The sequence below is a fragment of the Sphingomonas sinipercae genome, from assembly GCF_011302055.1.
Lineage (GTDB): Bacteria > Pseudomonadota > Alphaproteobacteria > Sphingomonadales > Sphingomonadaceae > Sphingomicrobium > Sphingomicrobium sinipercae.
Genome location: NZ_CP049871.1, coordinates 19,679 through 32,680 on the forward strand (window position 1 = coordinate 19,679; position 13,002 = coordinate 32,680).

The 13,002-nt window shown below is 64.6% G+C and carries 15 protein-coding genes and 1 pseudogene; 4 read left to right on the forward strand and 12 right to left on the reverse strand.

Annotation, left to right across the window (positions count from 1 at the left end; genetic code table 11):
• Positions 1-156: 156 nt before the first annotated feature.
• From G7078_RS00125 to G7078_RS11030, 3 genes and pseudogenes are all read right to left on the reverse strand, one after another.
• Positions 157-363 (reverse strand): helix-turn-helix domain-containing protein, encoded by a 207-nt coding sequence (locus G7078_RS00125; protein ID WP_166091766.1) that lies wholly within the window; start codon positions 361-363, stop codon positions 157-159.
• Positions 364-596: 233 nt separating this feature from the next.
• The gene (locus G7078_RS10820; RefSeq protein ID WP_246166572.1) at positions 597-1,163 is read right to left on the reverse strand and encodes a tyrosine-type recombinase/integrase; all 567 of its coding nucleotides are present in this window, start codon (positions 1,161-1,163) and stop codon (positions 597-599) included.
• 66 nt (positions 1,164-1,229) lie between these two features.
• Positions 1,230-1,784, reverse strand: a pseudogene (locus G7078_RS11030) (tyrosine-type recombinase/integrase); the annotation flags it as partial.
• Positions 1,785-2,107: 323 nt separating this feature from the next.
• Here G7078_RS11030 and G7078_RS00135 point away from each other — a divergent pair.
• The gene (locus G7078_RS00135; RefSeq protein WP_166091771.1) at positions 2,108-2,296 is read left to right on the forward strand and encodes a hypothetical protein; all 189 of its coding nucleotides are present in this window, start codon (positions 2,108-2,110) and stop codon (positions 2,294-2,296) included.
• A 10-nt stretch (positions 2,297-2,306) separates the two neighbouring features.
• Here G7078_RS00135 and G7078_RS00140 read toward each other — a convergent pair whose 3' ends face one another.
• A complete protein-coding gene (locus G7078_RS00140) occupies positions 2,307-2,714 on the reverse strand; it encodes a response regulator (protein ID WP_166091773.1) in 408 nt (135 codons plus the stop codon).
• Positions 2,714-4,315: a GAF domain-containing sensor histidine kinase gene (locus G7078_RS00145; RefSeq protein ID WP_166091775.1), complete on the reverse strand. Its 1,602-nt coding sequence runs from the start codon at positions 4,313-4,315 to the stop codon at positions 2,714-2,716. The genes G7078_RS00140 and G7078_RS00145 overlap by 1 nt, the downstream gene beginning before the upstream one ends.
• An 80-nt stretch (positions 4,316-4,395) precedes the next feature.
• Here G7078_RS00145 and G7078_RS00150 point away from each other — a divergent pair, with 80 nt between their 5' ends.
• The gene (locus G7078_RS00150) at positions 4,396-4,626 is read left to right on the forward strand and encodes a hypothetical protein (protein WP_166091778.1); all 231 of its coding nucleotides are present in this window, start codon (positions 4,396-4,398) and stop codon (positions 4,624-4,626) included.
• On the opposite strand, the gene G7078_RS00155 is transcribed toward G7078_RS00150, so the two are convergent.
• From G7078_RS00155 to G7078_RS00185, 7 genes are all read right to left on the reverse strand, one after another.
• Positions 4,623-5,627, reverse strand: a complete 1,005-nt coding sequence (locus tag G7078_RS00155) for a hypothetical protein (protein ID WP_166091780.1) — start codon at positions 5,625-5,627, stop codon at positions 4,623-4,625. The genes G7078_RS00150 and G7078_RS00155 overlap by 4 nt on opposite strands.
• The gene (locus G7078_RS00160) at positions 5,624-8,122 is read right to left on the reverse strand and encodes a fimbria/pilus outer membrane usher protein (protein WP_166091782.1); all 2,499 of its coding nucleotides are present in this window, start codon (positions 8,120-8,122) and stop codon (positions 5,624-5,626) included. Before G7078_RS00160 ends, G7078_RS00155 begins: the two co-directional genes overlap by 4 nt.
• Positions 8,122-8,907: a fimbrial biogenesis chaperone gene (locus tag G7078_RS00165; protein ID WP_166091784.1), complete on the reverse strand. Its 786-nt coding sequence runs from the start codon at positions 8,905-8,907 to the stop codon at positions 8,122-8,124. The genes G7078_RS00160 and G7078_RS00165 overlap by 1 nt, the downstream gene beginning before the upstream one ends.
• 17 nt (positions 8,908-8,924) lie before the next feature.
• Positions 8,925-9,512 (reverse strand): hypothetical protein, encoded by a 588-nt coding sequence (locus G7078_RS00170; RefSeq protein WP_166091787.1) that lies wholly within the window; start codon positions 9,510-9,512, stop codon positions 8,925-8,927.
• A gap of 70 nt (positions 9,513-9,582) precedes the next feature.
• Positions 9,583-10,191 (reverse strand): hypothetical protein, encoded by a 609-nt coding sequence (locus G7078_RS00175; protein WP_166091789.1) that lies wholly within the window; start codon positions 10,189-10,191, stop codon positions 9,583-9,585.
• 141 nt (positions 10,192-10,332) lie between these two features.
• On the reverse strand, positions 10,333-10,959 hold the full coding sequence (locus tag G7078_RS00180; RefSeq protein WP_166091793.1) for a response regulator: 627 nt from the start codon (positions 10,957-10,959) through the stop codon (positions 10,333-10,335).
• Positions 10,959-11,255 carry an Hpt domain-containing protein gene (locus tag G7078_RS00185; protein ID WP_166091795.1) on the reverse strand — a complete coding sequence of 99 codons (297 nt, stop codon included), beginning with the start codon at positions 11,253-11,255 and terminating at the stop codon, positions 10,959-10,961. The genes G7078_RS00180 and G7078_RS00185 overlap by 1 nt, the downstream gene beginning before the upstream one ends.
• Before the next feature lie 250 nt (positions 11,256-11,505).
• Here G7078_RS00185 and G7078_RS00190 point away from each other — a divergent pair, with 250 nt between their 5' ends.
• Together G7078_RS00190 and G7078_RS00195 are read left to right on the forward strand one after the other, a co-directional pair.
• Positions 11,506-12,006, forward strand: a complete 501-nt coding sequence (locus G7078_RS00190) for an RNA polymerase sigma factor (protein WP_425505251.1) — start codon at positions 11,506-11,508, stop codon at positions 12,004-12,006.
• Positions 12,003-12,968, forward strand: coding sequence for a FecR family protein (locus tag G7078_RS00195; RefSeq protein WP_166091800.1), 966 nt, complete (start codon positions 12,003-12,005; stop codon positions 12,966-12,968). Before G7078_RS00190 ends, G7078_RS00195 begins: the two co-directional genes overlap by 4 nt.
• Positions 12,969-13,002: the final 34 nt, after the last annotated feature.

The following is a 13,002-nucleotide window of genomic DNA, read 5'->3' on the forward strand; positions in this document are numbered from 1 at the left end:
CTGCTCCGTCGTCATCGCGCGTAGACGTCACCTAGCTGGTGGGATCAGAAAAGTCTCCCTCAAAATCGACTGCGCTGCTGCGTTTCGGCGACGAACAGCCCCCCCCCTGGCAATGGCAGCTGGCCTGCCAAACTCACCCTGTCCAGCGAGCCGCCTTCAAGCGCTGTCGACTTGAAGGATACGCTCCAGCTCTGCTCGCGGAATGAGCGTACGTTGGCCGATCTTCGTCCGTCGCAGTTCACCTTGCGCTATGAGGCTGTAGATCGTGGTCCGGCCGAGTCCAGAAACCGCTGCCGCTTCTTTGATCGAATAGGCAATGCGTTCTGGGCAATCGGCAGCAGGCGTGTTCAGAGAATTAGTCATTACAATCTCCATCAGAGAGTTGATGGATGCAGGTGATTTCACCCTCGAAGGCTACAAACTCGATTTCTAGTACGCTTCACTTTTCCTAAAAAGACCGGGTAATTTATCTATATTGTATGTTTTTTTATGTATGTATGTGAAGCCAAATGAATGAATATTATATATATAGGGATGTAAAAAATACCCGGTAAAAACGGAAAAACTTAAAATCCCTCCAAACCAAGTTTGGCGGGTCAGCCGGAAAGCTTGGCTGGCTTGGCCTGGAGGTAGTCCGTCCAATTCGCCATGAGCGGCGCACGCTGCTGGAGAAAATCCGTTCTGCGGTACGCGCTCTCAACCTTATTCGGATTGGTATGCGCCAGCGCGGCTTCTGCGATGGCATCGCTTACGAGCGGATTCCGCTCTGCAACCCAATCTCTGAAGCTCGATCTAAACCCGTGAACGGTCGCCTCCCCGTTGAAGCAGGACCTCAGAACCTTCGTCAGTGTCATATCCGAGAGTGGACGTCCGGCCTGACCCGGAAAGAGAAGCTCCCCCGGCACTCCCCTCCGTGCACTGCTTAGCTCCCTCAGTCTTGAGAGTACCGGCTCTGAAAGAGGCACTGTGTGCGGCTTCTTTGCCTTCATGCGCTCGCCGGGAATTCTCCATAGCTTGTCACTGAGGGATATTTCATCCCAAGTCGCGCCCCGGACCTCACCGGACCTAGCGGCTGTGTGGATGAGGAACCATAGCGCCTCAGCACCAGTGCCTCGCTTCGCCTGAAGCCCCGCCATGAACGACGGCAGGGCCTCGAATGGCATGGCTGCAAAGTGTTTCTTTTGCGCGCCTTGTGGACCAAGTCCTAGACGCACAGCCCGTGCCGGAGCCTCCCGCTCGCGATGCCCATGCGCGCTGGCCCAATTAAGTACCGCAAAGATGCGCTGTCTCACCCGTTTCGCGGTCTCAGGCTTGGACCGCCATATGGACCTAATGGCTCGAATGATCAGCGGCGCATCCACATCTGCTACCGGCAAAGCCCCAAGCGCGGGGAAGGCGTAGGTTCGCAGCGTGTTTATCCACTGGTCACGATGCTTTGGGTTGGCCCAATTCTGCTTAGCGTCGGCATGGCAAGCCTCGGCAGCAGCCTGAAACGTCATAGGAGCCTCTATAAGCCCCGTAGAGACTCGCCAGCTCGCTTCAGGCTCATTTCCCGCCAAAACCGACTGGCGAGTCTCTACGGCCCGTTTACGGGCCTCTGCGACGCCAATATGTCGCCCGGACCCCAACCCGAAGTCCCGCCTGCGGCCCGCCGCCTGAATTCTTAGGACCCACGAACTCGCAAGGCTTTGGCTGACAACAAGATACAAGCCCTCGCCGTCACCATGACGACCGGGCTTAGCTAAGGCGCTCTTCACGCCCAAGGCAGTCAGTTTTCCACTCATCAATGTACTCCCACAATCATTACCACGCGGAGCGTTGGCTTCGTGGGGATCAAGACGAACGGCGGCGAACAACGATTCAGGCAAATCAGCGATTTACCCGGTCGTTTTGTACTTTGGCGAACGTGTACGGATCAGCCTAAGGAGGACTCCCGCTCCGCCATTTACCCCAGAATCGGTTTTGTCCCCGGCGCGCTTGCCGCGGGCGCTGGGAAGTGCGGCCTGTCCAGCCGGGTCAGGTTTTAATCACGGAAAGCTCATGACTTGGCGTTCGGCGACGGTCGATGTCGTGCCCATGAATCAGACGATTTCTGGAGACTTACATCGTGGCCAACGCGCGCAGCTATTTCCTCGCCGCTTATGTGGTTCTTCTGGGCGGGCTTGCCTTGATCGGCTGGCTTTACATCGGGCAGGCTGACGACGCGCCCGGCGCCGGAATGATCGGCTTCGCCGCTCTGCTGTCATCTCTTGTGGTCGCCTATCGCGTGGCCCGGGCTGAGCGGGCCAAGCGGTAGTCGCAGCAGCTTACCCGGCGATTCCGGCCGACGTTCCTTTGCCGCGCTGCCACGCCTTGGTGACTTCGTCCGCCAAGGTCAGCGGGTCGAAGGGCTTGGGCAGCACGGCGATTGCCCCGGCCTCGATCAAGGCTTCGACGTGGCGGGGCATCAGGCTCGCGGTCATGAACATCACCGGGATCAGCCTTCCGGCCTCGCTTGCTCGAAGCGCCGCCAACACTTCCCCGCCGTTCATTTCCGGCATCCGATAATCGAGGATGACAAGGTCGGGCGCGAAGTCCGCGACGTTGGCCAGCGCTTCGCTGCCGCTGGAAAAGTGCCGAAACTCGAACCCGCCAAAATCCTGGAGCGCAATGCCGGCAAGGACCGCAATGTCGGGGTCGTCTTCGACCAGCATGATCCGCTGGAGCTCACTCATCACCCACGCTCCCGCAACGGCAGCTTGATCCAGAAGCAACTGCCGCTGTCGATCTCGGTCCTAAAGCCGATTTCCCCCTCATGCTTTTCGACGATCGCCTTGGTGATGGCGAGGCCGAGCCCGCTGCCGGGGCGACCCTGCTGGTGGTCTGGGCCCGCCTGGGCGAAGCGGCCGAAGATATGGGGACGAAACTCGACCGGGATGCCGGGGCCGTCGTCTTCGACTTCGACCAGGGCCTCGTCGCCCTGGCGGCGGGCGCTGACCCGTACCGACGCGCCCGGGGGAGAGAATTTGCAGGCGTTGGAGATGAGGTTGATCACCGCCTGTTGCAGACGCCCGCGATCGCCAAGCACGATCAGCGGCTGGGCGTCCGTCTGGATTGAAATTCCGACCTGATGAGTCGCGGCGAATGGCCGCGTATGTTCGGAAACTTCGATGATGAGCTCGCGAACGTCCAGCGGTTCGCAGCGCATCGAGAGCGACCCGCTCCCGATCTTTTCCATGTCGAGGATGTCGTTGATGAGCGCGCCGAGCCGCTCCACGTTCTTGGTGGCGATGTCCAGCATCTGCAGGCCCCGCGCATCGAGGCCGTCGGCACCGGTCTTCTTCAGGATTGCAAGCGACCCGCCGATCGACGTCAGCGGCGTGCGCAATTCGTGGCTGACGGTGGAGACGAATTCGTCCTTCATCTTCACCGCGCGCCGCTGTTCGGTCACGTCCTGCACGGCAAGGATCGAACGGCCGTCGGAAATGGCCGCGCGCCAGGCGTCGAGGATTCGCCCGTCGGCCATGTGCACGTCGAGACGCCGGCTTGGCGTCGTCCGGATCGAGGTCAGCAGTTCGCCGACGAGCTGCACGGCGTCCCCGTCCCCGAAGGTCCCGGCCCGCGCCGCGGCCATCAGCATCCGCTCCGCATCGCAGCCTTCCTCGCACATCTCGCGGGGAAGCTTCAGCAGGTCGAACAGAAGGTCGTTCCAAAGCACGAGCCGGAGCTGCGGATCGAACACGCCGATGCCTTGCTGGACATGATCGATAGTCGCCCGAAGCAGCTCCGTCTGCCGTTCCAGCGATTGCTTGCGCAGCTCGGCCATGCGGCTGCCAAGGCGCAGCTCGATCAGGTCGGCGACGGTGCGCGCCAGCATTTTAAGCCGGCCGCATTCGCTTTGGGTAAACGTTCGGGGCACCCGGTCGATGACGCATAAGGAGCCGACTGCAACGCCATTGCTGACGACGATCGGCGCGCCGGCGTAGAAACGGATGAAAGGGTCGCCAGTGACGAGCGGGTTCGACGCGAAACGCGGATCCTTGCTCGCGTCCTCGACGATGAAGACGTCCGCTTGCTCGATCGTGTGATTGCAAAAGGCGACGTCGCGGGCAGTACCGCCGGAAAGGCCGCAGGCGCCGCGGAACAGCTGCCGGTCCGGCGCAAGCACGGTGACGAGGGCAATGGGCACGCCGAACAGTTCGGCCGCAAGCTCGGTTACCGCATCGAATTCGGCGTCGCTGCCCTCTTCGTTAAGGTGATAAGCGGCAATCGTCTCCTGCCGCAGCAGCTCGGGCGCCGCCGTGTCCTCCGCCACATCTTTCCCCGCCCCAGTCACGGCGCCTGCGTAATGCGCCTTGCAGAAATAAACGAGCCCTTTACGCTTGGCGGCTCAGGACGCGGTTGAGGAGATGCCCGGTGAAAACTGTTGCAGCAGCTTGCCTATTCGCGTCGGCCGCTTTGCTGAGCGCGCCCGCAAGCGCCCAAATCGAAATCGGAATCCAGATCGCCGGGCGGGTTGCCGGCAGCTGCCGTGCGCTCCAGGTCGCCAACACGGTCGTCCTGCGCTGCAGCGCGCCGGTCATGCGGACCGAAGCCGCGAAGCTGGCCGGTCAGGCGAAAGTGGTGACGGTCGCCCCAGCCATTTAGGGCGCGCCGCAGGTCGCGCCGGCCTGAGGGTCGATCAGCGGCGTGATCGTGACGATAAGATTGTCCTGGTAGGTCGGTGCGGGCAGCTTGCCCTGGCCGCCCTGGAGCAAGGTCGTGGTCAACGGGATGCGCATCCCTTGGCTGCCCGCGGTTCCGCTAAGGCCGGCGCGGCTGCAAACCACGCGAATGCTGCTGGTGTCGGCGGGGCTCCGAGTCTGGCCGAGCAGGCTTGCCTGGTAATTGATGGCCTGCGTCGCGATTGCGGTATTCCCGCCCGGGTAGCCGAGCTTGTAGCCTTTCTCCGACCGCATCTCGACCGAATAGGGACCCGAGCTGGCAACGCGGATGTAGCCGGTGCGCGGTCCCGGATCGGAGGCCACCTGCGAATCCGACTTCGCGCCAATCTCCCCGAAGTCGAGGGCCGGGCCGACGTAGCTTGCCTGCAGCCCCGACAGCACGTTGACGTTGATCTGGATCGCGTTGGTGACCTTAGTCGCCACGGTCACGTCGCGCATGCCGCCGGTGCCGTTGCACACGTAAAGGATGTCGAAGCGGATCGGCTGGCCGGCGGACAGGTCGAGCCCGGCGGGAATGGTCACGACCAGGTTGAATGGCGTCGACTGGTCAGGCGCCGAAGCGCCGCCGAAGTTGTAATAGATTTCGCCGGGGTTCTGCGACCCGATGGCTGGGCGGCTTCCCGTCGCGCCTTCAGTGTAGAGGACGCTCACCCCGTTATACAGCACCTGGTAGTTGGGCGTGCCCGCCGCCTTGGTCAGCACGAAATTGACGGTCTGCGTTTTCGCGCCGCCATTGGCGAAGCGGGTGAGCACCAGCGGAATGGTCACCTGCTGCAGCCCGTTCGGCCCGAACGGATCGTAGGTGATCGAGGAGGAGGCCTGCGCCGAACCCGTCACTCCGCACGCCGTCTGGGCGAGGGCAGGAGTCGCGCCGAACCAGGACGCGACCGCAACGGCGAGTGCGAGCCACTTGAGCTTGATCATTTCACATCCTGTGCTGGCTGTGCGGGCTTGAGCTCGCCCACGGTGACGACGCCTTCCGCGTCCTTCGCGATGGTGATCGTGTAGACCGACCTGCTCTCGTCATTCATTCGGACGACCCAGGTGCCGGGACCCAGGCCGGTCGCCCCGAAGCGCCCTTCACGGTTCGTGAAGATGGTGCTGTCCTGCGCTTGCGTCCCGCCTTGCTGGTGCGCGGTCCCGCTTTCGAGCGACAGCGGCTTGCCTGCCCCATCCAGCAGCCGCCCGACCGCGGTCACGTTGAACGCCGACCCGGCGGTGACGACATAGCCGCTGCGGTAGGCGGGAAACACGCGGAAGCTTCCCTGGCCAAGGTCGGCCGTCACTGGAGCGTCCGGCGCGTCGATGGCCACCGTGCGGTCGAGATAGGACGCCAGCGCCGAGTGGAGCGCGGTACCCAGCCCGCCGGTTTCGGCGACATAGCCGAACGGCGTCTTCTCGACTTCGACCGAGGCCCCCTTCAATGAACGGTGGGCATCGACGATCGCGAAACTGTCGTACACCGGCCGGCCAATGGAAAATGCGCCGTCCGCGAACGCGACGGAGCCAGCGACTCGCACCGACGAGCGTTGCGACAGCGACTGGCCGAACAAATTGTCGAAGCTGCCGAAGTGGCTGAAGCCAAGCTCCGCACGGTTGGCAAGGTAGTTGGCGGTGATGTTCGCCCCCGATCCGCCGCCGCCGTGATCGATGTCGCCGGCAAGGTTGTACGACCCGACGCCGTAGCCGTGGAAGGTCGAGTAAGAGAGGCGGGCCCGGTCGAAGCGCGTGTCATATTCCGCGCGCAGGTTCGAGGCGCTGCCGATCCGCCAGGTGGCGGTGACCAGCCCGGAAAAACGGCGTTCGAAGTTGTCCTTTTCCCAGCGCGCTTCCGCCGCGAGGCTGAGTGCGCTGTTGATTCGAACACCGACGGTGCCGCGGGCGTTGTAGACATTGGGCTGCTCGCCGCGGCCGCGCGAATAGCGCCCGTCGAGACCCGCGAAAATGCTGCTGGAGATGGCGCGTGAATAGCCGCCGCCGGCTTCCCAGGCGAAGGGGTTCACCGGGATAATCGTGCCGAGGACGCCGAACTTCGCGCTGCGCCGCTCGACGAACAGGTTCAGCGCGTCGGCCGCGTTGCCGCCCCGCTTAATCAGTCGCTGGAACGTGACCTGGGCCGCGCTGCCCGTGCCCAGCCCGTCGATGTTTGACAGGGCCACATTGCCGGCCAGCGAACCCAGCGGCGACGCCCAGACACCTTCGAGCCCGCCCATCTGCGATCTTTTGTCGGCCTGCAGGTTCGCGCCCAGGGTGAGCCGGTCGGTGAAGCCGCGCCGGACAAAGCCGCTGGCGGCCATGTCGCCGCTGTAATCGGGCCCGCCCAGGCCGGTCGAGGCGAGCACGCCGGCGTAAAAGCCGAACTCGGTCAGCCCGCGGCCGAGCTGGTTCTGGTCGAGGAAAATGTCGAAGCTGAGCGCCTGGCTGCGGCCGGCATCGTCCCGGATCAGCAGCCGGACGTCGTTCGCGCCCTGAGTGAACGGGAAATCGCGCAGGTCGTAGTTGCCCGCATCGAGCTGCAGGCGGCGGACGAGCTGCCCGTTGACCAGCACTTCCACCGTGGACGGGCGCGTGAGCACGAACGCCCGGCCGCCCCGGGGACGGGCGATACGCTGCGGTTCGAGGACCCCGTAGGAGCGGAACACCGACAGCCCGGCGATTTCCGGCACGGACTGGTAGCCTCGGCCGAGCGGTTGCAGGTCGCCCGCGGTCCAGCGGACCAGTCGCTCGCGGTCGTCGAACACCAGGCGCGAGCCGGCGCGCGTGAACTGCGCCCCGTCCCCAGTCGGCTGCCACAGGGCCTCGCTTTCGGCGACGATCGAGCCGGCACGTATCGCACCGTCCAGGTAAATTACGGGCGACTGCAGCCCGCCATCGCCATGCAAGTAATCGAAATTGCTTCGGGCATTGAGGAAGCCGCTGAACCGCGCCGGGGTAAGGACCGTGCCGACGCGCGCGGGGTCGAGCGCGCTGACCTCGATATCCTGGACGGCGCGCAATTCGCTGGCCAGTTCCACGTCCAGCGCCAGTTCCTGGGCATTGTAGCGAAGCGTGATTCCGGCCGCGGCGAGATCGGCGTTGGTCAATGCCGCCTTTGCCTTCAGCTGGCCTGCGGTCTTGGCTCCAACGGTGCCGGAAAGCAGGTCGACAACGCGGCCGCTGGCCACGCGCACGTCGCCGTTCGGGTCGATATCCACCAGCAGGTCGCCGAGGTAACGGCCGCTTTCCCGAAGCGGCACGGTCAGGCTGACCGTCTTGCCGGACGGGTTGGCCGCCGCAGCCGTCGCCGGATCGGCGGGAATGACCAATTGTCCGCCCGCAACCGGCTGCACGGCCGCCTCGCCGGCAGCGGCGGCGGGGGCCGGCAGCAGGCTCAGCGTTGCGCAGCTCGCAAGCAGCAAGGGGTGGAGCAGCGCCTGCATCAGCCGACGGGTGTGTACTGCGCTTCGACGGAGCCGGTGGCGGACGGAAGCTCGAGCGGCAGCGTCACCTTGCGGGTCTGGCCGGCGCCGATCAGGCCATAGCCGATCGCCTGCTGGACTTCGGGCGCGGTGAATTCGCGGCGGAAGACTTCCTTGCCGCTGGCATCCTTCTGGACGATGCGGATCCGGCCGTTCGACAAATAGCCGTGGGCATTGGACGGGTTGGTGAACGTCACCGCCGGCACGGTCTTACCGTCGCCAGTGCGCTCGACCTGGGCGCTGGCGACGCCGATCTGCGGCTTCGCGCCGGTCGGGGCGACGCTGACCAGCACCTGGAAATTGTAGAGCACCTGAACGGCGGACTGGCCTTGCTGCATCTTCACCGGAAGCTGCGCCACGGTGACGTAATAATGCTTGGAGCGGGCGAGCGCCGGATCGCCGACATATTGGACGCGGAAGGTCTGCGTCTGTCCCGGCTGGATCATCGCGGTCGGCGGAAAGACGACCAGGTCTCCAGGGTCGCGGCCGGTCCCGCGAACCCCAGTCGGCTCGAGCGCGAGTTCCTCGACTCGAAGCTCGACCGCGAGCGGGTAGGCAAAGCTGTTGGTGACGGTGACCACCTGGCTCATCGTCCGGCCGCCCGGCGACAGGTTCAGCACGACGGGCTGCACCGTCATCGCGGTTGCGACGCTCGGAACCAGCGCCGCAAGGGCCGCGGCAATGGCGATGATGATCGTCTTGAGATGCTTCGACACGCTACGCGCTCCCGTCTGATTCTCGTTCATGGCCAAGTGCATATCCATCAAAGCGCGGGGCTGACAGTCACTGTCAGCGTATCGGTGTAAGTTCCCGCGACGAGCGTCGCGCTGCTGGCCGATTGCGCCGGCGCGCTGATCTTCACGTACGATCCCGCCTGGTTTACCGCCGCGTTGGCGAGGCGAAGGCCCTGCGTCGTGCTGGCGGTGCCGGCGAAGGTGCAACTGCCGCCGGTCACCAGGGCCGAAGCGGCACAGCTGGCCTGCGCGGACGAACCGTCGTTGGCGGCAAGGTTGAGCGTGACCTGATAGTCCGCCTTGTTGCGGTAGCCGGTGGCGATCGCCGCGCTGGTGAGCAGGCCGCCGTTGCTGGAACTGATCGCTACCCGTGAGGGGCCGGTGCAGTTCAGCGAGAAATCGAACTGGGCGGCGAGGCCGTCGCGGTCGAAATTGTCCTTGTTGAAGGTCCCGGAAGGGGCGGCGCCAGTGGCGAAGCCGCACCGTCCACCCACCGATGCCGTGACCGGGATGGTCAGCACCACCGGGCTTCCTCCGGCGTACGCCGTCTGCACCGTCTGGGCGTGGGCATTGCCCGCGATCAGGATGCTGATGAGGAAGAGGACGATGCGAAGCACGGGTGTCGGGGCCTCCGGAAGGAAAAAGGACCGGGAGAGCGCGTGGCCCTCCCGGTCCCGTTGGGGTCGGTTAGATGGTCGGCGTGATCGAGAGGCTGACGACGCTGTTGTAGGTGCCTTCGTTCAGCACGTTGCCGGCACCGCCCTTGGTGCGCAGGCTCGACACGTTGACTTCGACGTTGTTGTCGGTGCCGCCCTGGATCCGCGCACCGAGCTTGGCCGTGATCGGGGTGCTGTCGCTCAGCGTGTCAAACTTCACTTCGGTCAGCGGGTTGGTGCTGGACGCCGTCTTGACGCGGAGCGCGGCGACATAGTCGATGACGTTGGCGTAACCGACACCGGCGTCACCGGCGTTGGCAATCGCCAGCTTCGTTGCACTGACGCCGATCGTCGGGTTGGCGCTGGTGCAAACGACGCGGGCCGTAACCTTCTTGGCATCGGCCGGGCTGGCGGTGGTCGAGCTGGTCAGTTCCGAACGCAGCGTGCCGTCAGCGGCGTCAAGGCGGCCCAGGTCGATGTTGCCGGTGAAGGTCGTCTTCTCGGCGCCGGATTCGACGACCGAGCAGCGGCCGGCGACAGTGCCGGTGACGTTGACGGTGCCGGAGACCTGCTGGGCCATCGCCGGAGTGGCGGAAAGGGCGGTGGCGGAAAGCACAACTGCGAGAGCAATCTTGTTCATGTTCAACTCCTGTTTCATCCGTGATTTGGTGAACCAGGTTCTGGCAGCGCGACCGGCCGCCAACTATTGAACGAACATCGAAATCGTCATGAACCTTCGGCCAGGAACGGCTATATCCGAAGGTATAGGAAGCGCGCTTTCCTACTCGAAGGAGCGGGCGGCCAGTAAGGCGAGCTCCATTCGGCTGGAGACGCCGAGCTTCTCGAAAATGTTGTGCAGGTGCACCTTCACGGTGCCCTCGCCGATTCCCAGGTCGCCCGCGATGTCCTTGTTGCGCATGCCCTGGAGGATCAGGCCGACAATCGCGCGCTCCCGCTTGCTCAAGGCTGCAAGCGGGTCGGCCGCCCCCTCGCCGCCCATGCTGAGGTCCATCACCCGCTGCAGCACGTCATGGTCGATCCAGCGGCGGCCGGCGGCAACGTTATCGAGACAGGTGACGAGATGCTGCGGCGCCTGGGCCTTGATGACGAGGCCGTTGAGGCCGAGCTGCAGCGCTTCATAGACGCGCTTGTCCGACATGCTTCCGGTCAGCAGCACGATCGGCCGCTTGTCGCCCCGCTCCCTGAGGGTGCGCAGCACGTCGAGCCCGGTCCGCTTGGGCATGTCGAAGTCGAGGAGGAGCAGGTCCGGCCGAAGCACAGGCACTTGTTCGAGCAGCGCGGCGCCGTCGTTCACCGCGCCCAGGACTTCGTGGAGCGAAGCCGACAGGAGCAGCTTGATCCCTTCAAGGGTGAGCGGGTCGTCCTCCGCGATCAAGATCCGTGCCATTAGTCCTCTTCGTCGCTCACGTCAGCCAGCGCAACGCCAAGGGCGCGAGCGGCGGCAAGGATTTCGTCGCTATTCCCGCCACGGCAGCGATCGGAGACGTCGGACGCCTGCGCCGCGAGCTCCGGAAAGCCGAACAGCCCCGCACTTCCGGCGATGATGTGGGCCACCTCGCGAATGTCTTCGATGTCCGATCGCTGGCAGGCAGCCGCCAGCCGCTCGCTCCTCGCCTTGCCCTGGTCCCTGAACCGCCGTCGCAACACCGCCATCTGCACGCGGAGCGTATCTTCGGCTGTCACCAGTGCTTCATCCCTATTGCTACTCGGCGGCACGGGCAGCTTAACGGTCGATCAGGACAAATGTCACCCTTGAGCGCCTTGCCTCGCCGCCCGCGCGAGCGTTCCGACGCTTCCTCCCGGTCATCGACCGCATTACGGGTTTGCCTGACCGGACTGTCTTTCAGCGCGGAGGACCCGCGAATCCGTGGTTGACGACGAAGAGCTGAGGCTTTGGTTTTGCGAAGAGGTCCTGCCCCTCGAGAAAGGGCTGATGGGCTACATTCGTGCAAACTGGCGCTCACCGCATGACGTGGTGGACCTAAGGCAGGAGATTTACGAGCGCGCCATTACCGGCGCCCGCTCGGCCCTGCCCGCGCATACGCGCGCCTACATCTACACTGTCGCCCGCAATCACCTGATCAACCGCGCCCGCCGCGCGAAGATCGTCTCGATCGAAGCCATCGCCGACCTGGAGAGCGTTATTGTCCCCGACGCGCTGGCGGGGTCGGAACGGCACCTTTCGGCGCGTGACGAGCTGCGCCGCGCCGAAGCGGGCCTGAACCAGCTGCCGCCACGCTGCCGGCAGGTCATCTGGCTGCGCAAGGTCGAAGGCATGTCGACGCGCGAAGCGGCGCAGCACTTGGGCATCAGCACGCACACGGTCGAAAAGCACCTCACCGAAGGCCTTCGGGCGCTGGCGAACTTCATGCTGGATTATCCGCAAGTGCGAAGCGCGCCCAAGGTCCTGCGCTGGAAAGCGCGGCGCAAATGAGCCGCCACGCTCTTATCGAACAGCAGGCGGCGCAATGGCTGATCGCGCGGGACGAGCCCGACTGGTCGGCGCAGAAGGCGCAGAGTCTTGAGGACTGGCTGCGCGAATCCGCCGCCCACCAGGCAGCCTACTGGCGGCTTGAAAGCAGTTGGCGAGCGGCCGACCGGGTGGCGGTCCTGGGGCATTCGACCGTTCCCGCAAGGCGTCACGCGCGCGGCCGGGCCGGCATGGCATTGGCGGCATCGGTTGCCGCGCTGGTCTCCCTCGCAAGCCTGAAGCTTGCCCAGCCGGCCAGCGATCCAACGGTCGCCGCCCTTCCCGCCGCTGCCGCGTCGACCGGGGTCGGCGGTCGGCGCACCATTGGCCTGGACGACGGCAGCCGGGTCGAGTTGAACACGGCCACCTTCCTGAAGGTCGCATATTCGCCGGCGCGGCGCGACGTCTGGCTAAGCCGGGGAGAAGCCTATTTCGACGTCGCCCCCAATCCGGCCCGGCCGTTCGTCGTGCACGCCGGCCAGCGGTTGGTGACCGTCCTTGGAACGCGCTTCTCGGTTCGGATGGATGGCGACAAGGTGACTGTCGCGGTCGAGCAAGGCCGCGTTCGGGTGAGCGAAGCGAGGGGCGGCGCGGCGGCCGCGGCCACAACCATAGTCGCCGGCAATGTCGCCGTTGGAAGCGGCGATTCCACGCTGGTCGCCGCCAACGCCCTCGATCGGGTCGAAAACAGCCTGTTGTGGCGCGAAGGCCTGATCCATTTCGACGACGTGACGCTTGGCGAAGCCGCAGCGGAGTTCAATCGCTACAACGATCGCCAGATCGTCGTCACCGACCATGCGGCAAGAAAGCTTCGCCTGGGCGGGACGTTCAGGACATCGAACATCGATGCGTTCGCGCGGCTCCTCAACGATGCCTACGGCCTAAGGGTGACGCATAGCGCGGACCGTATCCTGATCAGCGACTGACCTTACGGGTTTCAACGCGCCGACTGTCTGAGCG

Bases quoted from the DNA above. Each gene is read 5' to 3' on its own strand.
- G7078_RS00125 (WP_166091766.1), bottom strand. From the start codon at position 363: ATGACTAATTCTCTGAACACGCCTGCTGCCGATTGCCCAGAACGCATT.
- G7078_RS10820 (WP_246166572.1), bottom strand. From the start codon at position 1,163: ATGCCATTCGAGGCCCTGCCGTCGTTCATGGCGGGGCTTCAGGCGAAG.
- G7078_RS00140 (WP_166091773.1), bottom strand. From the start codon at position 2,714: ATGAGTGAGCTCCAGCGGATCATGCTGGTCGAAGACGACCCCGACATT.
- G7078_RS00155 (WP_166091780.1), bottom strand. From the start codon at position 5,627: ATGATCAAGCTCAAGTGGCTCGCACTCGCCGTTGCGGTCGCGTCCTGG.
- G7078_RS00160 (WP_166091782.1), bottom strand. From the start codon at position 8,122: ATGCAGGCGCTGCTCCACCCCTTGCTGCTTGCGAGCTGCGCAACGCTG.
- G7078_RS00165 (WP_166091784.1), bottom strand. From the start codon at position 8,907: ATGAACGAGAATCAGACGGGAGCGCGTAGCGTGTCGAAGCATCTCAAG.
- G7078_RS00175 (WP_166091789.1), bottom strand. From the start codon at position 10,191: ATGAACAAGATTGCTCTCGCAGTTGTGCTTTCCGCCACCGCCCTTTCC.
- G7078_RS00180 (WP_166091793.1), bottom strand. From the start codon at position 10,959: ATGGCACGGATCTTGATCGCGGAGGACGACCCGCTCACCCTTGAAGGG.
- G7078_RS00190 (WP_425505251.1), top strand. From the start codon at position 11,506: ATGGGCTACATTCGTGCAAACTGGCGCTCACCGCATGACGTGGTGGAC.
- G7078_RS00195 (WP_166091800.1), top strand. From the start codon at position 12,003: ATGAGCCGCCACGCTCTTATCGAACAGCAGGCGGCGCAATGGCTGATC.